Origin of the sequence: Janthinobacterium sp. JC611 (genome assembly GCF_018682595.1) — a bacterium.
Lineage (GTDB): Bacteria > Pseudomonadota > Gammaproteobacteria > Burkholderiales > Burkholderiaceae_D > Janthinobacterium.
On sequence record NZ_JAFLJN010000044.1, the window covers coordinates 129,783 to 153,618 of the forward strand.

23 protein-coding genes are annotated in these 23,836 nt (G+C 66.3%); 13 read left to right on the plus strand and 10 right to left on the minus strand.

All coding sequences use genetic code 11. From position 1 onward, the window contains the following. Positions 1-14: 14 nt before the first annotated feature. The 5 genes from J0O65_RS24425 to J0O65_RS24445 are packed head-to-tail and all read right to left on the minus strand — an operon-like array spanning position 15 to position 5,592. A complete protein-coding gene (locus tag J0O65_RS24425) occupies positions 15-1,088 on the minus strand; it encodes an ABC transporter ATP-binding protein (protein WP_215409761.1) in 1,074 nt (357 codons plus the stop codon). A 1-nt stretch (position 1,089) separates the two neighbouring features. Then, a complete protein-coding gene (locus J0O65_RS24430; RefSeq protein ID WP_215409762.1) occupies positions 1,090-2,457 on the minus strand; it encodes a GH1 family beta-glucosidase in 1,368 nt (455 codons plus the stop codon). 27 nt (positions 2,458-2,484) lie between these two features. Next, positions 2,485-3,303, minus strand: coding sequence for a carbohydrate ABC transporter permease (locus J0O65_RS24435; protein WP_215409763.1), 819 nt, complete (start codon positions 3,301-3,303; stop codon positions 2,485-2,487). Continuing rightward, a complete protein-coding gene (locus tag J0O65_RS24440; RefSeq protein WP_251373962.1) occupies positions 3,300-4,298 on the minus strand; it encodes a carbohydrate ABC transporter permease in 999 nt (332 codons plus the stop codon). The genes J0O65_RS24435 and J0O65_RS24440 overlap by 4 nt, the downstream gene beginning before the upstream one ends. A 7-nt stretch (positions 4,299-4,305) precedes the next feature. Beyond that, the gene (locus J0O65_RS24445; RefSeq protein WP_215409764.1) at positions 4,306-5,592 is read right to left on the minus strand and encodes an extracellular solute-binding protein; all 1,287 of its coding nucleotides are present in this window, start codon (positions 5,590-5,592) and stop codon (positions 4,306-4,308) included. Between the two features lie 314 nt (positions 5,593-5,906). On the opposite strand from J0O65_RS24445, the gene J0O65_RS24450 reads away from it, so the two are divergent. The 5 genes from J0O65_RS24450 to kdoO all read left to right on the plus strand — a co-directional run bounded on the left by J0O65_RS24450 (position 5,907) and on the right by kdoO (position 12,225). Further along, positions 5,907-6,926: a LacI family DNA-binding transcriptional regulator gene (locus J0O65_RS24450; RefSeq protein WP_251373963.1), complete on the plus strand. Its 1,020-nt coding sequence runs from the start codon at positions 5,907-5,909 to the stop codon at positions 6,924-6,926. Between the two features lie 185 nt (positions 6,927-7,111). Then, positions 7,112-7,690, plus strand: coding sequence for a superoxide dismutase (locus J0O65_RS24455; RefSeq protein WP_034751750.1), 579 nt, complete (start codon positions 7,112-7,114; stop codon positions 7,688-7,690). A 120-nt stretch (positions 7,691-7,810) separates the two neighbouring features. Beyond that, the gene (locus J0O65_RS24460) at positions 7,811-10,783 is read left to right on the plus strand and encodes a sensor histidine kinase (protein ID WP_215409765.1); all 2,973 of its coding nucleotides are present in this window, start codon (positions 7,811-7,813) and stop codon (positions 10,781-10,783) included. Positions 10,784-10,899: 116 nt separating this feature from the next. Then, the gene (locus J0O65_RS24465) at positions 10,900-11,271 is read left to right on the plus strand and encodes a lysozyme inhibitor LprI family protein (RefSeq protein ID WP_215409766.1); all 372 of its coding nucleotides are present in this window, start codon (positions 10,900-10,902) and stop codon (positions 11,269-11,271) included. A 78-nt stretch (positions 11,272-11,349) separates the two neighbouring features. Continuing rightward, positions 11,350-12,225, plus strand: coding sequence for a Kdo hydroxylase KdoO (kdoO, locus tag J0O65_RS24470; protein ID WP_215409767.1), 876 nt, complete (start codon positions 11,350-11,352; stop codon positions 12,223-12,225). Positions 12,226-12,253: 28 nt separating this feature from the next. Here the strand turns inward: kdoO and J0O65_RS24475 are convergent, their stop codons facing one another. Beyond that, positions 12,254-13,834, minus strand: a complete 1,581-nt coding sequence (locus J0O65_RS24475) for a CYTH and CHAD domain-containing protein (protein WP_215409768.1) — start codon at positions 13,832-13,834, stop codon at positions 12,254-12,256. Between the two features lie 121 nt (positions 13,835-13,955). Here J0O65_RS24475 and mgrA point away from each other — a divergent pair, with 121 nt between their 5' ends. Further along, the gene (gene mgrA / locus J0O65_RS24480) at positions 13,956-14,996 is read left to right on the plus strand and encodes an L-glyceraldehyde 3-phosphate reductase (protein WP_215409769.1); all 1,041 of its coding nucleotides are present in this window, start codon (positions 13,956-13,958) and stop codon (positions 14,994-14,996) included. A gap of 18 nt (positions 14,997-15,014) precedes the next feature. Here mgrA and J0O65_RS24485 read toward each other — a convergent pair whose 3' ends face one another. The 3 genes from J0O65_RS24485 to J0O65_RS24495 form a co-directional block, all read right to left on the minus strand. After that, complete coding sequence (locus J0O65_RS24485) at positions 15,015-15,494, minus strand: DUF2244 domain-containing protein (RefSeq protein ID WP_215409770.1); 480 nt, start codon at positions 15,492-15,494, stop codon at positions 15,015-15,017. Positions 15,495-15,571: 77 nt separating this feature from the next. Continuing rightward, entirely contained in the window at positions 15,572-15,889 is a 318-nt protein-coding gene (locus J0O65_RS24490; protein ID WP_215409771.1) for a hypothetical protein, read from the minus strand. 66 nt (positions 15,890-15,955) lie between these two features. Then, the gene (locus J0O65_RS24495; protein WP_215409772.1) at positions 15,956-16,291 is read right to left on the minus strand and encodes a hypothetical protein; all 336 of its coding nucleotides are present in this window, start codon (positions 16,289-16,291) and stop codon (positions 15,956-15,958) included. A gap of 285 nt (positions 16,292-16,576) precedes the next feature. Here J0O65_RS24495 and J0O65_RS24500 point away from each other — a divergent pair, with 285 nt between their 5' ends. From J0O65_RS24500 to J0O65_RS24530, 7 genes are all read left to right on the plus strand, one after another. After that, positions 16,577-16,894, plus strand: a complete 318-nt coding sequence (locus tag J0O65_RS24500) for a DUF4148 domain-containing protein (RefSeq protein WP_215409773.1) — start codon at positions 16,577-16,579, stop codon at positions 16,892-16,894. Between the two features lie 136 nt (positions 16,895-17,030). After that, a complete protein-coding gene (locus tag J0O65_RS24505) occupies positions 17,031-18,443 on the plus strand; it encodes an efflux transporter outer membrane subunit (protein ID WP_215409774.1) in 1,413 nt (470 codons plus the stop codon). A gap of 73 nt (positions 18,444-18,516) precedes the next feature. Beyond that, positions 18,517-19,023: a MarR family winged helix-turn-helix transcriptional regulator gene (locus tag J0O65_RS24510; protein ID WP_086138268.1), complete on the plus strand. Its 507-nt coding sequence runs from the start codon at positions 18,517-18,519 to the stop codon at positions 19,021-19,023. 10 nt (positions 19,024-19,033) lie between these two features. Then, complete coding sequence (locus J0O65_RS24515) at positions 19,034-21,178, plus strand: FUSC family protein (RefSeq protein WP_251373964.1); 2,145 nt, start codon at positions 19,034-19,036, stop codon at positions 21,176-21,178. Then, a complete protein-coding gene (locus J0O65_RS24520) occupies positions 21,168-21,368 on the plus strand; it encodes a DUF1656 domain-containing protein (protein WP_215409775.1) in 201 nt (66 codons plus the stop codon). The genes J0O65_RS24515 and J0O65_RS24520 overlap by 11 nt, the downstream gene beginning before the upstream one ends. 38 nt (positions 21,369-21,406) lie before the next feature. After that, complete coding sequence (locus J0O65_RS24525) at positions 21,407-22,315, plus strand: efflux RND transporter periplasmic adaptor subunit (protein WP_215409776.1); 909 nt, start codon at positions 21,407-21,409, stop codon at positions 22,313-22,315. After that, on the plus strand, positions 22,312-23,223 hold the full coding sequence (locus J0O65_RS24530) for a LysR family transcriptional regulator (RefSeq protein WP_215409777.1): 912 nt from the start codon (positions 22,312-22,314) through the stop codon (positions 23,221-23,223). Before J0O65_RS24525 ends, J0O65_RS24530 begins: the two co-directional genes overlap by 4 nt. Before the next feature lie 9 nt (positions 23,224-23,232). On the opposite strand, the gene J0O65_RS24535 is transcribed toward J0O65_RS24530, so the two are convergent. Further along, positions 23,233-23,763: an ester cyclase gene (locus tag J0O65_RS24535; protein WP_251373965.1), complete on the minus strand. Its 531-nt coding sequence runs from the start codon at positions 23,761-23,763 to the stop codon at positions 23,233-23,235. Between the last annotated feature and the right edge of the window lie 73 nt (positions 23,764-23,836).

Consider the following 23,836-nt stretch of genomic DNA (forward strand, 5'->3'; position numbering starts at 1 on the left):
GTGTCAATCTGAAGTCATGTCGCCTCCGTGCGGGGTCTATGGGTGGCCACGGCGCGCCCGGCCGTGTCGAACAGAAAGGCATGGCCATCTTCCGGCGCGAAGCCGATGGCGCTGCCCTGCGCCAGCGCGTGGCGCGCCTCGCCATGCAGCTTGATGGCCACCGCATGCGGGCCGCCGTCGCTGCGATCGTCCAGCGTCGCGTGGATGATCTGCGCATCGCCCAGCTGCTCGATCAGGGTCACGCTGGCGCCATAGCCTTCATCGCGCGGCACCAGGCGCAGGTGTTCGGGGCGTATGCCGACCAGCATGCCCGCCTCGCCGCCAAGCTGGCTGGCCAGCGCCGGGACGGCGGCGCACGGCAAGAAGTTCATGCGCAGCGCGCCGATGAAGCCGGCGACGAACTGGCTGGCCGGATGGCGGTAAAGGTCCAAGGGCGCGCCCACCTGCTCCAGGTGGCCGCCATGAAAGACGGCGACCCTGTCACCGAGCGTCATGGCTTCGACCTGGTCGTGGGTGACGTAGATCATCGTGGTGCCCAGTTCCTGGTGCAGCTTGGCCAGCTCGATGCGCGTCTGCACGCGCAGGGACGCATCGAGGTTGGACAGCGGCTCGTCGAACAGGAACACCTTGGGCTGGCGCACGATGGAGCGGCCGATGGCCACGCGCTGGCGTTCGCCGCCGGACAAGGCCTTGGGCTTGCGGTCGAGCAGGTGCGTGATCCGCAAGATCTCGGCCACCTTGCCGACGGCCGCGCGCACTTCCGCTTCCGGCCTGCCCGCCAATTTGAGGGCAAAGCCCATGTTGTCGCGCGCCGTCATGTGCGGATACAGGGCGTAGCTCTGGAACACCATGGCGATGCCCCGCTCGGCCGGCGCCACGTCGTTGGCCAGCAGGTCGCCGATGCGCAGCTGGCCCGCGCTGATGTCTTCCAGTCCCGCGATCATGCGCAGCAGGGTCGACTTGCCGCAGCCGGACGGTCCCACGAAGACCATGAATTCGCCGTCATGGATATCGAGGTCCAGGCCCTTGACGATTTCCGGGCCGTCGCCGTAGGTCTTGCGGATGCCGCGCAGGGAAATGGCGGCCATGTCAGCGCTCCCCGACCAGGGCGGCGGCATGGGACGCGCGCTGCGCGGCGATGAAGTCGCGGTACCACAGGGCGCTGTCCTTGAAGCTGCGCTGCTGCGTGGCGTAATCGACGTACAGCATGCCGAAGCGCTTGGCGTAACCCGAGTTCCACTCGAAGTTGTCCATCAGGCTCCAGTAGAAATAACCGCGCACGTCGATGCCCTGCGCAATCACGGCGCGCAGGGCGTCCAGGTGCAGCCGCACGTACTCGATGCGCGCCGCGTCGTGGATCTTGCCGCCGACGGGCTTGTCGGCGACGGCCATGCCGTTTTCCGTGATGTAGACGGGCGGCAGCCGGTACTCGCGGTGCAGGCCCACGAGCAGCTCCGTCAAGCCTTGCGGATAGGTTTCCCAGCCCATGTCGTTGACGCCGAGCTTGCATTCGGGCTTGCGCGGCGGCGTCTCGGCGCTCATGAAGGCGCGCGTGTAGTAGTTCACGCCGAGGAAATCGATGGGCTGCCTGATATCCGTGAAATCGTTTTCAAAGATGGACAAAGCGGAAGCGTCGGCGTGTTTCAGGGCCAGGGCCGGGTAGCGGCCCTTGAAGATGGCGTCCATATACCACTGCACCGAGCGCGCATATTCGAGTTCGGCCAGCGCACGGTCCTGGGCGCTGTCGGTGGCCGGCGTGGCCGTCCATTGATTAAGCACGATGCCCAGTTTCGCCGGCGCGTTCACCGCGCGCATCGCCTGCATGGCCAGGCCGTGCGACAGAAGCAGATGGTGCGACACTTGCACGGCGGCGGCCGGGTCGGCCATGCCGGGCGCGAACTGGCCCGTGCCGTGGCCCAGCACGGCCGTGCACCACGGCTCGTTGTGCGTGGCGATGCTGGCGACCTGGTGGCCGAAGCGGCGCGCCACCTCGGCCGCGTAGGCGGCGAAGTGATAGCAGGTGGCGCGATTGAGCCAGCCGCCCTCGTCCTGCAAGGCTTGCGGCAAGTCCCAGTGGTACAGGGTCAGATGGGCCTCGAGTCCCTTGGCGGCCAGGGCGTCGAGCAGGCGCGCATAGAAATCGAAGCCGGCCTCGTTCCAGGCGCCGGAGCCGGCCGGCTGCACGCGCGACCAGGACATGGAAAAGCGGTAGGCGTTCACGCCCAGATTGGCGATCAGCTCCACGTCCTCCGCGTAGCGGTGATAGTGGTCGCAGGCCACGTCGCCATTGCTGCCGTCGATGATCTTGCCGTCCGTGTGGCTGAAGGTATCCCAGATGGACGGGCCGCGACCGTCGATGGCGGCGGCGCCCTCGATCTGGTAGGCGCTGGTGGCCACGCCCCAGGTGAAGGTGGCGGGAAAGTTGGTGTCAATGTCGTCGTTATGCATGGTGGTCATGTCAGTGTGAGTGGATTAAAGAGAGTGCTAGCCTTTGACGGCGCCTTGCGTCAGGCCTTCTATGAGGCGCTTCGAGGCGACAAAAAACATCAGCAGCAGCGGCAGCACGGCGATCGCGGCGCCCGTCATCAGCGCGCCCCACTCCGTGTTGTTCGGCGCCTGCATGCTGCGCAGGGCCAGCGGGATCGTGTAGTTCTCGACCGAACGCATGACGACCAGCGGCGTGATGAAATTGTTCCACGAGTTGATGAAGGTGATCAGGCCCAGGGTGCCCATGGCGGGGCCGATCAGCGGCAGCACGACGCGCCAGTAGATGGCGAATTCGCCGCAGCCGTCGATGCGCGCCGCCTCGATCAAATCCTTCGGAATGGCCGTGCCGATGTACTGGCGCATGAGGAAAATCCCCAGCGCGCCGGCCGCTCCCGGCACGTACAGGGCGCGCGGCTGGTCCAGCCATCCGAGGATATCCATCAGCATGAAGGTCGGGATCATGTTCATGAAGGATGGGATGATCATCGACGCCATCACCAGGGTAAACAAGGGCCGCTTGAAGCGGAATTCGTACATGGCGAAGGCATAGCCGCCCAGCGAGCAAAAGAACAGGGTTAATGCCGTCGTCATCAGGGCCACGTACAGGCTGATGCCGATGTTGCGCCAGAACGGCAGGCGCTCCTGCAGCAGCTCCAGGTTGTGCAGCAGGGCCGTGCCGAACCAGCGCGGCGGCGGCAGGCTGTAGATCTCGGCGCTCGTGTGCGTGGCGAAGACGAACATGAAGTAGAACGGCGCGACCATGATCAGGGCGCCGATGGCCACCATGGCGTAGGCCGTCCAGCGGGTGGTTTTCATTTGGCCTCCTTGCGCTCATGGCGTTCGTTGCGGCTGAAGATGCGGTTGTTCACCCAGGTGGTGCTGGCGATGATGAGGAACAGCAGCCAGGAAATGGCCGACGCCGTGCCGAAGTCGCCCGAGGAAAACGCCGTCTTGTAGACGAAGATGGCCGTCGTCATCACGGACTGGCTCACGCCGCTCGATTCGGCCACCAGCACGAACGGCTCCTCGAACAGCTGCAGATTGCCCATGATGGTGAGTGTCACGGCCAGGTAGATCATGGGACGCAGCTGCGGCAAGGTGATGTACCAGAATTGCTGGCGTGTCGAGGCGCCGTCGATGGTGGCCGCTTCATACAGGTCCTTGGGGATGACCTGCAGCGCGGACAGGTACAGCACCAGATTCCAGCCCAGGTAGCGCCAGAAAATGACGAAGGCGACGGCCGGCTTGATGAACAGCGAGCTGCCCAGCCAGTCGATCGACTCCGCCGGGAACAGGCCGCCGATCAGCGGCAGGCTGGCGCACCATTGGAGCAGCACATTGATCTGCCCATAGTCGCGCGAGAACAGGGTGTTGAAGACCATGGCGATGGCCACGCTGGAGGTGATGAACGGCAAAAAGTAGATGCCGATCACCAGGTTGCGCGAGCGCTTGAAGCTGTTGTGGATGAACGCCGCCAGCGGAATGGCCACCAGGTGCTGCGGCACGCCCGAGGCCAGCGCCAGCCACACGGTATTGCCCAGCGAGCGCAGAAACCACGGGTCGCTCAAGGCATATTTATAGTTATCTAGCCCCACCCACTGCATGGCTTCCACGCCGCTGGCCGCTTCCCACTGGTTGAACGACAGGTAGATGGAAAACAGCAGCGGGAACAGGCTGAAGACGGCGAACAAAATGAAGAAGGGGCTGATGAAGATGTACGGCGCCCACTGCTTCATGTTGAAGCGCTTTTTTGCGGGCCGCGCCGCGGTAGCAGCGGGCGCGCCCTCGGTACAAGGCATGGAGGTAGTCATGCTGCTCCTAGCGCCGCGCGCGGTGGGTGATCAGGGCCTTGGCGTCGGCCAGGGCCGTCTTGATATCCTTGTTTTGCGCCAGCACGCTTTCCAGTTCCATGTTGACGATGTCGCGCGCCACGGCGTCGAACTTGTCGACGCGGATGACGGGAATCTTCGCCGCCGTGTCGCGCGCCAGCAGGCGCGTCTTCTGGCCGCCGAAGTACGGCTGCGGCTCGTCCATCATGGGGTCGGCATACGCCGCCTTGAGGGCCGGGAAGGCGCCGATCTCCTTGAGCGAATGCAGCTGGATATCCTTGTTGACGGTCATGAACTTGATGAATTCCCACGCCTGGGCTTTGTTCGCCGCCTTTTTCGGAATGCCGTAGAAGGAGCCGCCATACGACGCCAGCGCACCGGCCGGCAAGTTCGCCGCGCGCCACTGGCCCTTGGAATCTGGCGCCAGCCACTTGGCCAGATGGCCGCTGAGCCAGGAACCCATCATCTGGCTGGCCACCTTGTCGCGTTTAAAACCTTCGGCCCACTCGCCCGTCCAGGCCACGGTGCGCGCATCAATGCCGGCCACCCGCGCCGCCTTGGCCAGTTCGAAGGCCTTGACGAAGCGCGGCGAGTCGACCAGCACCTGGCCCTTGTCGCCAAAATAGATGCCTTCGCCATCTTTCAGGTTGGCGCGGATATAGATATCGGCCAGGTCGCTGGCGCCGGCCAGCAGGTAGGTGCCGGTGGCGGCCTTGAGCTTCTTGCCGGCGGCGATGTACGACTCCCACGAGGCCGTCAAATCGCTTTCCTTGATGCCCGCCTTGTCCATCAGGTCCTTGCGGTAGAACAGGGTGCCCGGTCCCAGGTCGGCCGGCATGGCGCCCAGGGTGCCGCGCGAACTGGTGGCCTGCACGAAGGTGAACGGCACGAACCGGGCGCGGTACTGCCCTGCGCCGTAGGGCGGCTGCAACAGGTCTTCCATGCCCTTCGATTCGGCGAAGCTGCCGACATAGCGGAAGTCGATGGCCATCACGTCGGGCAGGCGCGCGCCGGCCGCCAGCGCCGTCGTCATCGAATTATGGTGGTCGTCGATCTGCAGGCTGACCAGCTTGACCTTCACGTGCGGGTACAGCTTTTCCCACAGGGGCAAGGCCGTCTTGACGGCGCGGTCCAGGTCGGGGAACGAGGCGACGGTAATGGTGGCGGGGGCCAGCGCCGGCACGGCGTCCGGCGGGACGGCTGCGGGCGCGGCGGCCGCGCTGGCGGCCAGGGTCAGCGCTGCCAGCGGGGCCGCGCCAAGGATGCTTGACTTCATTATTCATCTCCGATTATTGAGCGTCTTCTATCTTGAAAACGTTTTCACAACATGCGCCCATTTAACACCGCAAAGAAAATCAAGTCAACCGAAAAAGTTGTCATTTTTACTGAGGTCAGCGTGGCAAGCGGGGCGCCATGCTGCGTTTTCTCCTATGGGAAAGGCGAAAATACAGGCCGCCAGGCTTGCTGTTGTTTTTTGTGAAAACGTTTTCAAAATTGGGGCGGGTTAGCCCTGCGGGCATTTATGGTAATCTTTCACTGAAAAGGTTTTCAGAGCACTGACAACCAGCCATCTCGATACCAGGAATCACCTTGAACGCTAGCGCCCGCGCCGCTCCCCCCTCCACCCTGCTCGACGTGGCCCGTCAGGCCGGCGTGTCGCCCAGCACCGTCTCGCGCATCCTCAACGGCACGGCCAGGGTGTCCGACGACAAGCGCGACGCCGTGCTGGCGGCGATCGCGCAGATGAAGTTCGCGCCGAACCAGATGGCGCAGGGCTTGAAGAAGGGCCGCTCGATGACCATCGGCATCGTGGTGCAGGATATTTCCAGCCCCTTCTTCGACGAAAGCCTGCGCGGCGTGGACGACGGCTTGAAAGACACGGGCTACGCGTCCGTCATCGTCAGCGGGCACTGGAATGCGCAGGAAGAGGCCGACCGCATCCGCCTGCTGCTGGCGCGCAAGGTCGACGGCATCATCCTGCTGTCGGGGCGCATCTCGGACGAGAGCGTGCTCGATTTCTCGCAGCAGCGGCCCATCGTCTCGACGGGCCGCCTGCTGGCCACGAAAAGCGCCATCGGCTTCAAGCTCGACAATGAATACGGCGCCTACCTGGCCGTGCGCCACCTGGTGGAACTGGGCCACCGCCGCATCGCCTTCGTGGCCGGCCCGGCCAACAACACGGATGCGGCCGAGCGCCTGACGGGCTACCAGCGCGCGCTGCGCGAAGCGGACATCGCCATCGATCCGAAGCTGATGGTGGAAGGCGATTTCCACGAAGCCAGCGGCATGCTGGCCATGAACCACCTGTTTGACACGCAGCAGCAGTTCAGCGCCGTCTTCGCCGCCAACGACCTGTCCGCCTATGGCGTGCGCCTGTGCCTGTACCGCAAGGGCATCCGCGTGCCCGACGATATCTCGCTCGTCGGTTTCGATGACTTGCCCGGCTCGTCCTACACGACGCCGCCGCTGACGACCATCCACCAGCCCCTGTACGACATCGGCCGCATCGCCACCGAGGCGCTGCTGGGCCTGATCAATGGCGAAGCCGTGCAGGCGGCCATTCCGCCTTTGGAACTGATCGTCAGGGAAACGACGCGGCGCTTTCGCTAGCCCCGGCACTGAACGAGAATCATTCCGCGAACGACATCCGCGACACCGGCGGGAATCTGCAGCGATGGCGCATCCGCTTTACAATAGTGGCTCGTTCAGCAAGAATGCCTGCTTCCAGCAAGCTTGGCTCAACCCTCCGGCCACAGGCTGGAAGACTCCGAACACTCACCACAAAGGGACATCACATGGAACATACTCTGCCACCACTGCCGTATGAAATGGACGCTCTGGCGCCGCATATTTCGAAAGAAACCCTGGAATACCACTATGCCAAGCATCACCAGGCATATGTCACCAACTTGAACAACCTGATCAAGGGCACCGAGTTCGAGAACCTGTCGCTGGAAGAGATCATCAAGAAATCGTCGGGCGGCATCTTCAACAATGCGGCGCAAGTATGGAACCACACCTTCTACTGGAACGGCATGAAGCCGGCCGGCGGCGGCGCGCCTGCAGGTGCCGTGGCTGACGCGATCAACGCCAAATGGTCGTCGTTCGACAAGTTCAAGGAAGAATTCACCAAGTCGTGCGTGGGCAACTTCGGTTCGGGCTGGACCTGGCTGGTGCAAAAAGCCGACGGCTCCGTCGACATCGTCAACACCTCGAACGCCGGCTGCCCGCTGACCACCGGCGACAAGCCGCTGCTGACCTGCGACGTATGGGAACACGCCTACTACATCGACTACCGCAACCTGCGCGCCAAGTACGTGGAAACGTTCTGGGGCCTGGTCAACTGGGACTTCGTTGCCAAGAACTTCGCCTAAGCGATTCTTGACTACGTAGGGCGAAAAGAAGCCTGCGCCACGCCGCGCAGGCTTTTTTTTGTCCGCTGCACGGCATGGCGCTGCGCTACAATCAGCATCCTCCCACCTTGCCCTGCCTCGATGTCCGCTCGCCTGCTGCGCCGCCTGTCACTTTTGCCCCTGCTGGCGCTGCACCTGCACGCGTGCGCGGCCGCCCCCTCTCCCCTGCTGTCCGACTACACCCACAACGCCTGGGGCGCCCTGCAGGGCGCGCCCGTCGACGTGCTGAAATTCGCCCAGGGCCAGGATGGCTGGCTGTGGATCGCCACGGCTACTGGTTTGTACCGCTACGACGGCGTGCGCTTCGACCGCGTCGACAGCGTGTACGGCCACCGCCTGCCCTCAAGCAATGTGCTGGGCCTGGCCACGCCGCCGGACGGTGCCGTGTGGGTCGGCTACCGCCTTGGCGGCGTCAGCGTCTTTCGCCGGGATGGCGCGCGCACCTACCGGGAAGCGGACGGCTTGCCGGCGGGCGCCGTGTTCCATATCGAGGCGGCGCCCGACGGCGCCATCTGGGTCGGCACGCGCGATGGCGCGGCGCGCCTGGCGCCGGGCGCGGACCGCTTCGAAGCGCAAGCCGCCAACGTGGGCCTGCCCGACAAGCGCGTGTACCAGATCCTGTTCGGGCGCGACGGCACGCAGTGGATGGGCACCATGCATGGCGTCTTTTTCCGCCAGCCGGGCCAGGCGCGCTTTTCCCATGCCTGGCCGCGCACCATGCTCACCAGCATGGATGAAGCGCCCGACGGCACCATCTGGGCGGTCGACACGCAAAGCAATTACTACCGCGTGCGCACCAGCGCGCCGCGCGGCGATGCGCCCATCCGGCCCGACGCCCGGGGCAACGGCCTGCGCTTCGACCGCGCCGGCACCATGTGGCTGATGCAGCCCGATGGCATCGAGCGCAAGTTCGACCCTTCCGGCCCCAGCCTGCCGGCCCAGCGCCTGACGCGCCAGAACGGCATCAGCGGCCCGCTGCCGCAAACGTCGTTCCAGGACCGCGAAGGCAATCTGTGGTTCGGCACCTCGACGGGCCTGGACCGGCTGCGGCCGAACCGCCTGCAGACCTTGCCCGTCGCCGTGCCCTTCGACCATCCCGGCATGCTGCCGGGACCCGATGGCGACGTGTGGATCGGCGACTACGTCAGCGACGTACGCAGCTTTACCGCCGACGGAGCGAAAAAGGTAGTACTGACAGGGGCGCTGGCGGCCAGCCACTGGGCGCCCGACGGCACGCTGTGGCTGGGCAACGAGAAGGAACTGCATCACCGCGCGCGCAGCGGCGCCATGACGCGCGTGGCGCCGCCCGTGCGGGGACTCGATCCCCAGGCGCTGCAGCAAGACCGCTCGGGCGCGCTGTGGGCCTCGTTTTCCGGCGGCGGCCTGTTCCGCCTGAGCGGCGACACATGGATCGCCAACGGCGGCCTGTCCGGCCTGCCGGCGGTGCTGACCACGGCCATGGCGATGGATGGCGCCGGCACCGTCTGGCTGGGCCATGCCGACAATACGGTCAGCCTGGTGGCCGATGGCCAGCGCGCGGGCGCCGTCAGGCGCCTCGGCGCGCCCGACGGCCTGCAAGTGGGCACCGTGCTGCAGCTGTACCGCGATGGCGACACGATGTGGGCGGGCGGCGAAAACGGCGTGGCCCTGTACCGCGCCGGCCGCTTCCAGATGCTGCGCGGCGCGCGCGGCGCGGCGTTTCGCGGCGTGTCTGGCATCGTGCGCCTGCCGGACGGCGACCTGTGGCTGCATGGCGCGGATGGCATAGCCCATATCGGCGCCGCCAGCCTGGCCGCGTGGCTGCGCGACGGCAGCGCCGTCGTCGCGGAACGCTTCGATGCGCTCGACGGCTTGCAGGGCCACGCCTCGCAACTGCGCCCCGTGCCCTCGCTGATCCATGCGCCCGATGGCAAGCTGTGGTTTTCCACCTCGGCCACCATCGCCATGCTCGACCCGCTGCATATCCGCCGCAATCGCCTGCCGCCGCCCGTGCAAATCCACAGCTTGCTGGCCGATGGCGTACATTACGCCCCGGACGACGGCAAGCCGCTGCACCTGCCGCAAGGCAGCAAGACCCTGCAGATCGGTTTCACGGCCCTGAGCCTGTCGATGCCGGAGCGCGTGCGCCTGCGCTACCGGCTGGCGGGCGTGGACGCCGGCTGGCAGGAGGCGGTGGGACGGCGCGAAGCGTACTATACCAACCTGGCGCCCGGCAGTTATCGCTTCGACGTCGCGGCCGCCAACGAAGACGGCGTCTGGAACACGCAAGGGACGGGGCTCGACATCGTCATCGCGCCCGCCTTCGTGCAAACGCCGTGGTTCGTGGTATTGCTGGCGCTGGGCGGCGCGCTGCTGCTGTATGGCGGCTATGTGCTGCGCATCCGCCACCTGACGCGCAATATGCAGGAACGGCTGCAGGAACGCTTGCAGGAGCGCCTGGCCGAACGCTCGCGCATCGCCCGTTCGCTGCACGACACCCTGCTGCAAAGCGTGCAGGGCCTGATCCTGTCGTTCCATGCGCATGCGGACATGCTGCCCAAGGGCACGCGCGAACGGGCGCGCCTCGACGGCACCCTCAACCTGGCCGACCAGCTGCTGATCGAAGGGCGCGACCAGATCATGGACTTGCGCGCCTCGGCCGAACCCGACGAACTGCGCCTGGCGCTGCAGCAATTCGGCAAGGGCCTGGCCGAGCACCGCGCGCACGCCTTCACGGTGCATGTCAGCGGCATCTGCCGGCGCCTGCAGCCGCGCGTGCATGACGAGGTCTATGCCATCGCGCGCGAAGCGCTGTTCAACGCCTCGCGCTATGCCGAGGCGGCAAACATCGTGCTGGAACTCGACTATGCGGAGCAGGCGTTCACCCTGCGCGTGCGCGACGACGGCTGCGGCCTCGATGACGCCGTGGCGCAAACGGGCCAGCGGCCCGGCCACTGGGGCCTGGTCGGCATGCGCGAGCGCGCCGCCGGCATCGGGGCCAGCCTGCGCATCGACAGCCGGCCCGGCGCCGGCACGCAGATCGAGGTGAGCGTGCCGGGCCGCCTGGCCTACTGACGGCGCCCGGGCCGCGCGGCGCCGCAAGCGTGCAGGGGCCAGGGCGGAAAATGTTATACGATGCGCAAGAGCCTGACATGCTCTTGCATCCCCCTCCCCCTTACCGAAAGCCCGCCATGAAAAAATGCCTGCTTGCCCTGCTCGTATTTGCCTCCGGTTCCGCCTTCGCCAACTCGGCCTGCGACACGCCGCGCAACGACTTCGACGGCCTGTATTGCCTCAACAAGGTGTACCAGGAAGCGGACAAGGAACTCAACGCCAACTACAAAAAGCTCGCTGCCCAGCTCGATGCCGGCGGCAAGCAAAAGCTGAAATCGGGCCAGCTTTCCTGGATCGGCGAGCGCAACGAGCGATGCTCGAAAAAGGATGGCTCGGGGTTCTATGTGAACCTCGATTGCGCCACCCGGACCACCATCGAACGCGCGCAATTCCTGCAAGACCGCGTGCGCGAATGCGTGAGCGCCGGCTGCCAGAACAGCAAACTGTGAGCTGAAGCTGCGCTAGCGCAAACGGGAACGGGCGGCAAGCGCCGATACTGGCCGCTCCGATATCTCCCCGTTTGTGCCATGAGCAAACTCATCGATATTTCATTGGAGCAGTGGGACGCCGACGGCAGCGCCGCGCAGCAGGCGGCGGCGCTGCAGGCGCTCGAAGATGGGCAAGTGCTGCTGTTGCCCCGCCTGGGCTTTCCCCTGCAACAGCAAGAGCACGCCCTGCTCAACGGCGCGACGGATAACGCCAGCAGCGCCAAGAACATCAGCTGGGAACCGGCGCGCGGCGTGCGCGGCCACGGCGATGCCTACGATGCGGCCCTGCTGGCCGCGCTGATGCGGCGCTATGCGGAGCACACGCGGCGCTTGCTGGCCGGCTTGCTGCCTGGCTATGCTCCCCATCTGCAGCAAGGCAAGAGCAGCTTTCGCCCCGTGGAAATCGCCGGCCGCGTGAGCTCCTGGCGCAAGGACGATACGCGCCTGCATGTCGACAGCTTTCCCTCCTCGCCCACGCAGGGCCGGCGCATCCTGCGCGTCTTCAGCAACATCCACCCGCGCGGCGCCCCCCGCGTGTGGAAGCTGGGTGCGCCCTTCGAGCAGGTGGCGCAGCGTTTCTTGCCCGTCGCAAAGCGTCCGCAACCCGTGCTGGCGGCCCTGCTGGAATGGCTGCACGTCACCAAGTCGCGGCGCACGGCCTACGATCACTACATGCTGCAGCTGCACGACGCCATGAAGGCCGACCTGGATTACCAGGCGCAGGTGGAGCAGCACACGCATGCGTTCGCGCCAGGCCAGACCTGGATCGTCTTCAGCGACGCGGTGTCGCACGCGGCCCTGCGGGGACAGCATGCGCTGGAGCAAACCTGGCTGCTGCCCGTGCGCGCCATGGCCGCACCGCACAAGTCGCCGCTGGCCATCCTCGAACGCCAGTTGCAACGACCGCTGGCCTAGCCGGGCCGCACGCCACTGCCAGGCCGGCTCAAGCCGGGAAGCGGGCCGCCTTGAAGCGCCGCCAGGCCTTGTGCATGCGGCCATCGCTGCCCTGCGCCTGGGAGCGCGCCGCCAGATAGCCGCGCACGAAGGCCGCGTGCTCCCGCAGGCCGTCCTGGGCGGACTGGTCAGCCTGGCCAGTCTGGACATCGGGCAATTGCTGCAGCAGCCGGTCGGCCACCTGCACGTCGTTGAGCCAGCCCAGTTCATCCTGCAGGGCCGACAGGCGCCCCACATACGGCTGCACGGCGCGCGCGGCCAACAGCGAGGCGAAGAATTCCGTCGCATAGCGCGTCTTCTTGGCCGCGATGCGCACCCGGTGGCGCTGCTGCGGCGTGGCATGCAGCAGGCGCTTGCCGCGCTTCACCAGGCGGCGCTGATCCTTGCGCAGGGTGGCGCGGGCAAACGGACAGATGGGTGCGTCCAGGCGCCGCACCTGGCGCACGGAGCAACTGTCGCGCCAGGCGCGCGCCTGCAGCCAGCGCTGCAAGCCCAGCATGCAAGCCGTGTAGCGCACCGACGTAACGGCCTGGGCCGCTTGCACGTGCTTGACCCGCGCCTGCGCGTGCGCCGCCTCAGCCAGCGCCGCCGCGTCCGCTTGCGCCTCGCCATCGAGCCGCGCCAGGGTGTCGCCAGCCAGCACATCCCAGTCGCGCGCCTCGCCCAGCGCGCCGCCCAGCCAATCGAGCTCGCTCTTCAAGGCGTCCGGCAGCGCCAGCAGGGACTTGAACATGCCCAGCGCCGAGCGCAAGCGGCGCAGGCCCACGCGCATCTGGTGCACGCTTTCCACATCCTCGCCCGCCGCCACGCCATCCTGGTTGCCGCTGACCTGCTCCAGGCAATTGCCGGCGATGGCCAGGAACACTTGCTCCACCGACATCTCCGCGTCCAGCGCCAGGGGTTGCGCCTTGACCGCCTGCAGCGGTTGCGCCGCCGCCAGGCGGTAACCGCGTTCCGCCTTGCTCATGTGGCCCAGCTGCAGCGGCACATCCTGCAGCAGGGCCAGCGCCACGTCGAACAGGCCGGCCGCTTGCCCCTGCTTCAACTCCAGTTCGATCTCGCTGACGGGCACGCTGCGCGCGGCGCCATCCGCGCCGCTTTCAATGACACCCTGGTCCAGCACGCATTCGATCTGGTCGCCCTGCGGCGTGCGCAGCTGCCATACGGTGCGCTCCATGCGCGTGGAAAACACGGGCTGCAAGGCGTCGCGGATGGCGTCCTGGCGCAGCAGCGCGCGGATGGGCTGCTTGCGGCCGATGGCGGCGTCGAGCGCGGCGAGGTCCGGCCGCGGCCCGGCAACGTCGCCTTCCCATTCGTGACGGCTATGCAAGCCGCCGCTGACCGTGCCGCCCGCCTTCAGGGTTTGCACCCAGCGCCCGTCCACCTGGCGCACGCGCAAACCCGCCTGGTGGCGGCATAGCTGCAAATCGGGCGTATCGACATAGATATCGTGCAGCTGCAGCACCTGCGGCGCCGTTGGCGCATTTTGCGCAGACTGCGCCAGCAGCGGGTGCGCGCGCAGACGGGGCGCGTCTTGCGGCGCCAGCAACAATTTCAATTCGATTTCCATGACCGCTCCTTGCGAGACTCCTGAACGCCCATTGTAAGGCGCGCCCGGCCACATACAAGGCGCACGCACATCGACTTTGATTTTGCGCGAAAATAGGCGCTTCATTCAAGCAGGAGATGCCATGACCTACCACGCCGCCGAGAACCGCTACGACAACATGCCATACCGCACCTGCGGTCGCAGCGGGCTGAAACTGCCGCTGCTGTCCCTGGGACTGTGGCACAACTTTGGCGACAGCAACCATCTGGCTTCGCAGCGCGACATGCTGCGCACGGCCTTCGACCTGGGCATCACGCATTTCGACCTGGCCAACAACTATGGCCCGCCGTATGGCAGCGCGGAAAGCAATTTCGGCAAGCTGCTACGCGACGATTTCTTACCGTACCGCGATGAGTTGATCATTTCCACCAAGGCGGGCTGGGACATGTGGCCAGGTCCATACGGCCAGGGCGGCGGTTCGCGCAAATACGTGCTGGCCAGCCTGGACCAGAGCTTGCGGCGCCTGGGCCTCGACTACGTCGACATCTTTTACTCGCACCGCTACGACGCCGACACGCCGCTGGAAGAAACCATGGGCGCGCTGGCCACCGCCGTGCAACAGGGCAAGGCGCTGTACGTGGGCCTGTCGTCGTATTCTCCGCAAAAGACGGCCGAGGCCACCGCCCTGCTGAAGGAATGGAAAGTACCGTGCCTGATCCACCAGCCCGCCTACAACATGCTCAACCGCTGGATCGAGGAAGACGGCTTGCTCGACACCTTGCAAGAACAAGGCATGGGCTGCATCACGTTTACGGCGCTGGCGCAGGGTCTGCTCAGCGACAAATACCTCGATGGCGTGCCGCAGGATGCGCGCGTCAACCGTCCCGGCGGCGGTTCGCTGCTGCAGCAGCACCTGAGCGCGGAAAACCTGGCCCGCGTGCGCGCCCTGAACCAGATCGCCGCGCAGCGGGGACAAACCCTGGCGCAGATGGCGCTGGCCTGGGTATTGCGCGATCCCCGCGTCACCTCGACCCTGATCGGCGCGAGCAGCAGCGCGCAAATCCGCGAAAACGTGGCCGCGCTGCAGCAGTTGTCGTTCACGGCCGACGAGCTGGCCGCCATCGACGTGCAGGCGCGCGAAGGCCATATCAATCTGTGGGAAGGGCCGTCGCGCGCCGTCTAAAACCTTGTCACGGCCCGTTCAGGGCGGCGACATTGGCGGTGGCAGCAGGGCCAGCAGTTCCTGCGCCACCTGCAGGCGCCGTTCGGGCGTGGCGAACACGCCCACCGCCACATGCCGGGCAGCATCACGCATATCGTTGATGTGTATCAATTGGCGCGGCCCTTGCGGCACGGCGATGCGCGTGCGCCACGGCGCAAAGTGGTGGCGCACACAACGCCCGGCGCTCACCTGTTCGATGATCAGCTCGCCGTCGCGCAGGGCGATGTGTTCATAGTCGCGCGCATGGCGCAGGTAATGCAGCAGGGCGATGGCCACCAGGCCCAGCTCGGCGAACGAAAAGACGGGAATATACCAGAGCCCGCGCAACGCAAAGGCGGCGGCAATCACGAGGGAAAACAGGCATAGCAAGCCATAGGCGCGCAGCAACTGGCGCGCCGTCAAGGCACTGTGGCGCGCCAGCAGCCATTGCGGCTGCTCGCGCCCGAGATCGCGTGGCATGGCGCCTCCCGCACTGTCGCTCCGTCAACGCAACTGCCTTGGCAGCAGCCGCCAAGGTTGGCCAGACCGCGCCCGGATCAGCCGCCCATCCGCACCAGCGCGTGGCCCACGTGCTGCCACCAGTGATCGCGCGACCTGACCTGCTTCAGGCAAGACATGTCGATTTCCGTGGGAAACACGCGATCCTGGCACGCCTTCGTTTCCAGGGCATGGCGCTGGTTTTCCGCCGCCGCCAGGGCCACGACGAGCCAGAACGCCAGCGCCTGCAACACCACCAGCGCACTCCAGGCCAGGTGGTTGGTGTCACTTTTTTCACCAAAAAACTCGCGCGGCCGCGTCTCGCGGTACATCGACATCAAGTCTTTTTCTTTCTCTTCCGACATCTGCGTTTGCATCCTCTGACATCCTATCCTGTGCCGGCCGGCTGGCCATGGCGGCGCGCACGCCGCCTTGAGCACATTTTACGCTGATGGCGCAGGAGAGACATTAATTCGTGGAGGCAATTCGTCCTCGTCCCCTTCGGGCTGCGGCACGGGTGCCAGGCTCTCCACATGATCAACGTCGATGTCGCCGCCATCGGGCGATACGTTGAGGGGTTCCACGCCGGCCCGCTCGCCCGTGCCGGCCGCATCGCTGTCGTTGTCTAACGCTTCCGCATCCTGGCCAGGCACGCCCTGCATGTCGCTGCCGCTGTCGGAACTGTCGCTGGGCCCCAGCGCCCCCTTGCCATGGCCGCTGCCCAGGACGCGGTCGGGCGTGACGGGCAGATTGTCCGGATCGAGTGTGCTGCCGCTCATGGCTGACTCCTCTTGACAAAAAACCATCCTACTCCCTTGGCCCGGTCAGCGGCGCACGCCTGCACGGCATTTTCCCTAGGAAAAATGCGGCGACGCACAAATATTTTCAGAAATTACTTCACAAATGTAATATTCATTGCTATAGTTAATTCAAGTAGGCATCTTCTCATCCAGAAATTGCTTCATCGGCGGCACGGCGCCCACCAGCGCCATGCCGCCGAACCGACCGGTACGTGGCGAGCCGGCCCATCCACCCAGCCATCATGCACATATTGGAGTCTTATCATGCAAGCCAAATCACTGATCGCAGCATTGTTTGCCCTCACCACGGCCACCTCGGCTTTCGCCCAGAGCGCCGCGCCTGCAGCTGCCAGCCAGCAACTCACGCGCGAGCAAGTCACGGCCGAATACATCCGTGCCCGCAACGCCGGCGAAATCGCCACCAGCGAAGTCGACTACCCGAAAACGCCGGCCACCGCCGCCAGCAAGGTGACGCGCGAGCAAGTCATGGCCGAGTTCTACGCCGCCCGCAAGGCTGGCCTGATCCCGCAGACGGAAGCCGATTTTGACATCGCGCAAACGGCGAAACACGTCGTCAAATAAGAAACCAGTCAGCCGGTTTCAATCAGTAACAACTCAGTTGCGGCGCAGCACCCGGGCCTGCCCCGGCCGGGCCACTCCCGGCGCTCACCGCGGCGAGCTGTGATTTCCCCCGACACCATCCAACCGGAGTCCCTGCATGTCCCTGCACCGCCGTCTGCTTGCCGCCAGCCTGATCCTTGCCTTGAGCGCTTGCGCCGACATGGGCCATATCGCGCCGCAATCGGCCATGCTCGACGCCAACAAGCTGCAGGCCAGCCAGGCCATGGATGCCGCCGCCAGCGCCGCCATACCATGGCCGCGCGCGCAATGGTGGCAAGACTTGCACGATCCCCAATTGAACCGTTTGATGGACCAGGCGCTGGCCGACAGCCCCACCCTGCGCGGCGCCCAGGCGCGCGTGCGCCAGGCCGAGGCGCTGGCCGGCGCGGCCGAGGACAAGACCCGCCCGCAGGCCGACGCGAATGTATCCATCAACCGCGAACTGTATTCGCAGCACGGCAGCACGCCGGCGCCGCTGGCCGGCAACTACGCGTGGCGCAACCAGGCCACCGTCACGGCCTCGTACGACCTGGACCTGTGGGGCCGCAACCGCGCCGCCCTGTCCGCCGCCCTGGGCGACGTGCAGATGGCCTCGGCCGAATCGCAGATGGCGCGCCTGGCCCTGGAAACGGCGCTGGTGCGCACCTACATCCAGCTGTCGTATGAATTCCAGCTGCAGGACGTGATCGAACGCAGCCTGGCGCAGCGCGCCCGCATCCTCGACATCACGCGCCAGCGCAAGCAAGCCGGCATCGGCACGGACATCGACGTGGCGCAGATCGAAACCACCTTGCCGGCGGGCCGCCGCCAGCTGGAACAGTCGGCCGAATCGCTGGCCCTGCTGCGCAACCAGCTGGCGGCGCTGGCGGGCAAGGGTCCGGCGGCCGGTGCGGCGCTCACGCGCCCCGTGCTGCGCCTGGACCAGCCGCTGGCCATTCCCGCCGCCCTGCCGGCCGACCTGATCGGCCGCAGGCCCGACATCGCCGCCCAGCGCTGGAGAGTCGAAGCGGCGGCGCAGCGCATCGACGCCGCCAAGGCCGAGTTCTACCCGAACGTCAACCTGGTGGCCTTCGCCGGCTTCCAGGCCTTCGGCTTCAGCCACTTTCTCGACGCGAATTCGGACATCCGCGGCGTCTCGCCCGCGCTGAGCCTGCCGATCTTCGCCGGCGCCCGCCTGCGCGCCCAGCTGGGCAGCCAGACGGCCGTGTACGACGGCGCCGTGGAGCAGTACAACGCCACCGTCATCAACGCCATGTCGGACGTCGCCAACGCCGTCACCCGCGCCCAGTCGCTGAAAAAGCAGCACCAGCTGACCGTGCAGGCGCTGGCCACGGCGCGGCGCGCGCGCGACCTGGCGGAAAAGGCGTACAAAGCGGGCATGAGCGACGCCATCGCCATGCTCAACACGCAAGTGGCGCTGCTGGCGGAAGAACAGCAGCAGGCGCAGAATGGGGCGCGCGAGCTCGATCTGTATGTTTCCTTGATGAATGCGCTGGGAGGCGGGATCTGAGCTTGCAATCCTGGCATTGCCCTAGCCCAACAAGATACAATCGGAACTTTATTCACACATGAAGGAATATGACATGACCGCTTTTGACGCCACCTCCAAGCGGCTGCAAAACATCCGCACGCGCATGCCAGGCTTCCCCATGGAACTGATGCGCCTGTTGCGCATGACGTACCACATTCAAAAAGGCATGAAGGACTTGACCAATGCGGCGCTGAAGAAGCACGACCTGGTCGATGCCAGCTACATGGTGCTGGCCGTGCTGTACGGCACGGACGACGAAACCTCGAACGCCTGCACCCTGGGCATGGCCTGCCATGAAAAGCCGGCCAACCTGACGCGCGTGTGCAACGACCTGGAAACGCGCGGCCTGATCCACCGCGGCACGCGTCCCGGCGACCGCCGCTCGGTGATGATCTCGCTGACCGACAAGGGCCGCGCCCTGATCGAAACGGCGCTGCCCGACGTGTACCAGGAAACGTCGGCCCTGTACGAAGGGTTTACGCAAGAAGAGCTGCAAGTGCTCGACAAGCTGTACATGCGCCAGTTGCGCAACCTGAACAATCTCAACAACCAGAATTGATAGCCTATCGATGACGCCAGCCACAGTAACAACACCCATAGATGACCGCCTGACCCGGGCGGCCCGCTGGCTGGCGCTGGTGCTGCAGGACTGGCGCGCGACGGAAGGCGAGCGCTGGATCTACGTCGGCAAGACCCTCATCGCCGCGTTCTGCGCGCTGTGGCTGGCCTACCGCCTGGGCCTCGATTCGCCCAGCACGGCGATGACCACCACCATCATCCTGGCCCTGCCCAGCAGCGGCATGGTGCTGGAAAAGAGCTTTTACCGCCTGTGCGGCACCCTGCTCGGATGCACGGCCGCGCTGACCCTGATCGGCCTGTTCCCGCAGCAGCCGGTGCTGCTGTTCGCCGGCCTGGCCCTGTGGGTGGGCCTGTGCACGAGCGGCTCGGCCCTGCACCGCAACGCCCAGTCGTATGTGTACGTGCTGGCCGGCTACACGGCCTGCATGATCGTGCTGCCCGCCATCGAGCAGCCGATGCAGGTGTTTTCGCTGGCCGTCACGCGCGTGGCCGAAGTGGGCCTGGGCATCATCTGCTCGGCGGCCGTGTCCAGCGTGCTGCTGCCGCGCCACCAGGGCACGCAGGTGATGCGCACGGTGCAGGCGCGCTACGGCAAATTCCTCGCCTTTTGCCAGGACGTGCTGCAGCAAAAACTCACGCCGGAGCAGGTGGAACTGACGCATCTGCAGTTTGCCGCCGACGTGGCGGCGCTGGAACTGGGCCGCTCGGCCGCCCTGTTCGAAGTCACCAGCAAGGTCGGTCACGTGCGCGCGCAAAACCGCAAGCTGCACGCCTTCAACGCCACCTTCATGGCGGCGCTGACGACTTTCTACACTTTCCACCGCCTGTTCGACCGCCTGCAGCGCGATGGCGAAAACCAGGTCATGCAGGCCTGCGCGCCCCTGTACGCCATCGTCGCCGAGGCGCTGCAGGCGACGCCGTCGCAAGACTCGCTCGACACCATGCAGCGGCATCTGCAAACGGCGCTGGCGCAAGCCCGCGCGGAGATCGACAGTGCGCACGTCAAGCATGCGCAGCGCATCGATTTCGACACCGTGTGCGAGTTGCTCGAGCGCTTCGCGCGCGACATGAGCCGCTTTCACGAAGTGTATTTCAGCCTCGTGCACGACACGCCGCTGGAAGTGAGCACGCCGCAGGCGTATGCGCCGAAGACGCCGCCGGCGCTGGTGCTCGCCAGCGGCGCGCGCGCCGGCATCAGCCTGGCCCTGCTGGCGCTGGGCGCCTACTTCCTCGCCTGGCCCTACGCCAGCACGGCGATGCTGATGGCGGCCGTGTTCTGCGCGCTGGCCTCGTCCTCGCCGCGCCCCATCATGATGATCCGGCAAGTGCTGACGGGCTTTTTGATCGCCATGCCGCTCTCGCTCGTGTGCGTGTACTTCGTGCTGGTGCACGGCGACGGCTTCCCCATGCTGGTGCTCAGTTTTGCGCCGTTCCTGGCCGTCGGCCTGTACCTGATGACGAATCCCGCCAGGATGGGCGTGGGCCTGGGCGTGTCGACCTTCATCACGCAGATGGCGCCGACGAATCTGATGCATGTCGACGGCGCCGCTTTTCTCAACACGGGCATGGCCCTGATCGTCGGCCTGATGCTGGCCGCCCTCGTCTTTGCCGTGCTGCTGCCCGAGCACACGATGGGCCACAAGGACCATATCGGCCGCGCCCTGTGGCGCGAAGCGCTGCATGCGTGCACGGCGCCGGCGCGGCGCGTGAAACACCGTTTCGACAACCGCGTGCGCGACTTGCTCAGCCAGCTCAATGCGGCGGCCGGCCCGGCGCCGGGCGAGGCCACGCGCGCCGTCGTGCGCCAGGCATTGACCCTGCTGGAAATCGGCCACTCGGTGATCGAATTGCGCGAACTGATCGCGACCGCCCGGCCGGGCGCCACGCGCCACGCGCTGCAGCAGTGCGTGGACCACATCGCCGGCTGGCTGCGCACGCGCGGCGACACGGCACTGCAGGCGGCGCTGGCCGCCACCCTGCAGGCGGGCGCCGTGGTGCGCGCGGCGCAGAACGAAGCCGGCGTCACGCCAGAACGCAGCGCGCGCCTGCAGACGGCGCTGGCCGACCTGCACTCGATCTATACCTCATTACTCGACCATATGGCGCCTGGCGCCGGAGACCACCATGCCGCGTGAATTCGCCCTGTTCGGTATCTTGATTCCCACCCTGCTGCCCCTGTTCATCCTCAGCATCGTCCTGCAAACCCTGCTCGACCGCGCGCTGGGCTGGCTGGGCGTGTACCGCATGGTATGGCACCCGTCGCTGGCGCGGCTGTGCATCTTCATCGCCATCTTCGGCGCGCTGGCTTTATCGCTTTACAAATAAAAAAAACTGTTCAATCTGATCAAGGAAAGGCTGCCGACATGGTAAGCAAACTGACCCGCTATGCAATCACCCTGCTGCTATTGGCCGCCGCCCTGTGGATAGGCAAGAGCGTCTGGGACCGCTACATGGCGTCGCCGTGGACGCGCGACGGCCGCATCAAGGCCGACATCGTCAACATCAGCGCCGACGTGGCCGGCACCGTCACGGACGTGCTGGTGCGCGACAACCAGGTGGTGCACAAGGGCGACGTGCTGTTCGTCGTCGACAAGGAACGCTATGTCAGCGCGCTGGCGCAGGCCGACGCCGTGCTGGCCGCGCAAAAAACGGAGATGGGCCGCCGCGGCAAGGAAGCGCAGCGCCGCGCAGGCCTGGACGCCAGCATCATCTCGACGGAAAGCCGCGAAAGCGCGGCCTTTGCCGCCAGTTCGGCCTCGTCGCAGGTGCAGGCCGCCGTGGCCGCCCGCGCCCTGGCGCAATTGAACCTGGAGCGCACCACCGTGCGCGCGCCCGTCAGCGGCTACGTGACCAACCTGAACGTGCACAAGGGCGATTTCGCCGCCGTCGGCGCGGCCAAGCTGGCCGTCATCGACAGCGCCTCCTATTATGTCGTCGGCTATTTCGAAGAGACCAAGCTGGGCATGCTGGCGCAGGACGACAAGGCGGAAATGAATCTGATGAGCGGCGGCACCCTGCATGGCCACATTGAGAGCATCGCGCGCGGCATCACCGACCGCGACGCCGCCACGGGCCGCGAATTGCTGGCCGACGTCAATCCCACCTTCAACTGGGTGCGCCTGGCGCAGCGCGTGCCCGTGCGCATCCACATCGACGCGCAACCGGCAGGCCAGCTGCTGGTGGCCGGCACCACCTGCACCGTGGTGATCACGCCCCATTCCGCGCCCCACTCGGCACCGGCACAGAAACCAGCGGCCGCGCACCCGGCATGAGCCGCGGCGGCGCCGGACGCCTGGCGGAAATCGCCCTGTTCCTCGACGCCGCGGCGCTGGGCAGCTTTTCCGCCGCCGGCCGCAAGCACGGCCTGTCGCCGGCCGCCGCCAGCGCCGCCATCGCGCGCCTGGAAACGGCGCTGGGCGTCACCCTGTTCGAACGCACCACACGCCAGCTGCGCCTGACGCAAGAGGGGCTGCACTACCGCCACTACAGCGAGCAGGCGCTGGACTTGCTGGCGCGAGCGGAAGACGGCTTGCATGCGGGCGGCGGCGCCGTGCGCGGCGTGGTGCGCATCTCGGCGCCGTCCGACATCGGCCGCCAGCTGCTGCTGCCCATGCTCGACCGCTTTGCCGCGCTGCACCCGCAGGTGCGCCATGCGCTGACCCTGACGGACGCCACGTCCAACCTGGTGCAGGACGATATCGACCTGGCCATCCGCTACGGCGAGCTGCCCGACAGCGAGATGGTGGCGCGCCTGCTGCACCCGGGCCGGCGCGTCGTGTGCGTGGCGCCCGCGCTGGCCGCCAGGGTCGGCGTGCCGGCCACGCCGCGCGACCTGGCGCTGCTGCCGACCCTCGTGCTGACGGCGGGCGACGGCGCGCCGCAGGAATGGCGTTACCGCGAGGACGGCAAGCGCCACGGCCTGCGCCCGCAGGGGCACTGGCACAGCAACGACGGCGAAATCATCCGCCGCTGGGCCGTGGCCGGCCATGGCTATGCCTACAAATCCCTGCTCGACATCGCTGACGATCTGCGCGCGGGACGCTTGCAAACGGTGCTCGACGATTATTTTGCCGATAGCGTCCCCCTGAACCTGCTGTACCGGCGCAGCCGCTTCCCGCCGCCGCGCATCGCCCTGCTGGCCGACTTCCTGCTGCGGCAATTCGCGGCACTGCAAGCCTGAAGGCGATCATTACTGCGCCAGCACGCCAAACTGGCGCAGCAGGGTCAGGTTGTCTTCCAGGTGCCAGTTGTCGCTGATGCGCCCTTGCGCATTGACCCGGTACAGATCAAACGCGTAAAAGTCGATGGCTTGTCCCTTGCCGCGCACCTCGCCCTGCGGCGTGGGGAAGACGCCCGTGAAGTGGCCCGTGAAATGCAGGCGCAGGGTGACACGGTCGCCGGCCACCAGCATGTCGTCGATGGCGACCTGCAAATCCGGCACGGCCGCGTGAAAGACCTGTGACGCCTGCAGCGGGCCGGCCAGTCCCTGCGGGCGGCCGGCGGGCAAGGCGCGATCGGTGAAATCGTCGGCCAGCGCCAGACGCGCCAGGGCCGGATCGCCGCTCTGCCAGAACGCGGCATAGCGGCGCGCCGCCAGGGCCACCTGGTCGGTGACGGCGGCGCCGGCAAGGTGGGCCGGCACGGGCAGGTTGGCGGCGGTATGGGCTGGCACGGCGGCCAGCAACGACAGGGCCAGGATGGCGGGAGCAAAAGCGGACATGGTCATTCCAGGTAAGTTGATCGGCGTGCCTGCTGCAGATGGCACCCCGCCATTCTGGATTGAATTGTCCCGC

Coding starts and splice junctions, on each gene's coding strand:
- J0O65_RS24425 (WP_215409761.1), bottom strand. CDS start 1,088: ATGGCCGCCATTTCCCTGCGCGGCATCCGCAAGACCTACGGCGACGGC.
- J0O65_RS24430 (WP_215409762.1), bottom strand. CDS start 2,457: ATGACCACCATGCATAACGACGACATTGACACCAACTTTCCCGCCACC.
- J0O65_RS24435 (WP_215409763.1), bottom strand. CDS start 3,303: ATGAAAACCACCCGCTGGACGGCCTACGCCATGGTGGCCATCGGCGCC.
- J0O65_RS24440 (WP_251373962.1), bottom strand. CDS start 4,298: ATGACTACCTCCATGCCTTGTACCGAGGGCGCGCCCGCTGCTACCGCG.
- J0O65_RS24445 (WP_215409764.1), bottom strand. CDS start 5,592: ATGAAGTCAAGCATCCTTGGCGCGGCCCCGCTGGCAGCGCTGACCCTG.
- J0O65_RS24455 (WP_034751750.1), top strand. CDS start 7,112: ATGGAACATACTCTGCCACCACTGCCGTATGAAATGGACGCTCTGGCG.
- J0O65_RS24460 (WP_215409765.1), top strand. CDS start 7,811: ATGTCCGCTCGCCTGCTGCGCCGCCTGTCACTTTTGCCCCTGCTGGCG.
- J0O65_RS24465 (WP_215409766.1), top strand. CDS start 10,900: ATGAAAAAATGCCTGCTTGCCCTGCTCGTATTTGCCTCCGGTTCCGCC.
- kdoO (WP_215409767.1), top strand. CDS start 11,350: ATGAGCAAACTCATCGATATTTCATTGGAGCAGTGGGACGCCGACGGC.
- J0O65_RS24475 (WP_215409768.1), bottom strand. CDS start 13,834: ATGGAAATCGAATTGAAATTGTTGCTGGCGCCGCAAGACGCGCCCCGT.
- mgrA (WP_215409769.1), top strand. CDS start 13,956: ATGACCTACCACGCCGCCGAGAACCGCTACGACAACATGCCATACCGC.
- J0O65_RS24485 (WP_215409770.1), bottom strand. CDS start 15,494: ATGCCACGCGATCTCGGGCGCGAGCAGCCGCAATGGCTGCTGGCGCGC.
- J0O65_RS24490 (WP_215409771.1), bottom strand. CDS start 15,889: ATGCAAACGCAGATGTCGGAAGAGAAAGAAAAAGACTTGATGTCGATG.
- J0O65_RS24495 (WP_215409772.1), bottom strand. CDS start 16,291: ATGAGCGGCAGCACACTCGATCCGGACAATCTGCCCGTCACGCCCGAC.
- J0O65_RS24500 (WP_215409773.1), top strand. CDS start 16,577: ATGCAAGCCAAATCACTGATCGCAGCATTGTTTGCCCTCACCACGGCC.
- J0O65_RS24505 (WP_215409774.1), top strand. CDS start 17,031: ATGTCCCTGCACCGCCGTCTGCTTGCCGCCAGCCTGATCCTTGCCTTG.
- J0O65_RS24510 (WP_086138268.1), top strand. CDS start 18,517: ATGACCGCTTTTGACGCCACCTCCAAGCGGCTGCAAAACATCCGCACG.
- J0O65_RS24515 (WP_251373964.1), top strand. CDS start 19,034: ATGACGCCAGCCACAGTAACAACACCCATAGATGACCGCCTGACCCGG.
- J0O65_RS24520 (WP_215409775.1), top strand. CDS start 21,168: ATGCCGCGTGAATTCGCCCTGTTCGGTATCTTGATTCCCACCCTGCTG.
- J0O65_RS24525 (WP_215409776.1), top strand. CDS start 21,407: ATGGTAAGCAAACTGACCCGCTATGCAATCACCCTGCTGCTATTGGCC.
- J0O65_RS24530 (WP_215409777.1), top strand. CDS start 22,312: ATGAGCCGCGGCGGCGCCGGACGCCTGGCGGAAATCGCCCTGTTCCTC.
- J0O65_RS24535 (WP_251373965.1), bottom strand. CDS start 23,763: ATGTCCGCTTTTGCTCCCGCCATCCTGGCCCTGTCGTTGCTGGCCGCC.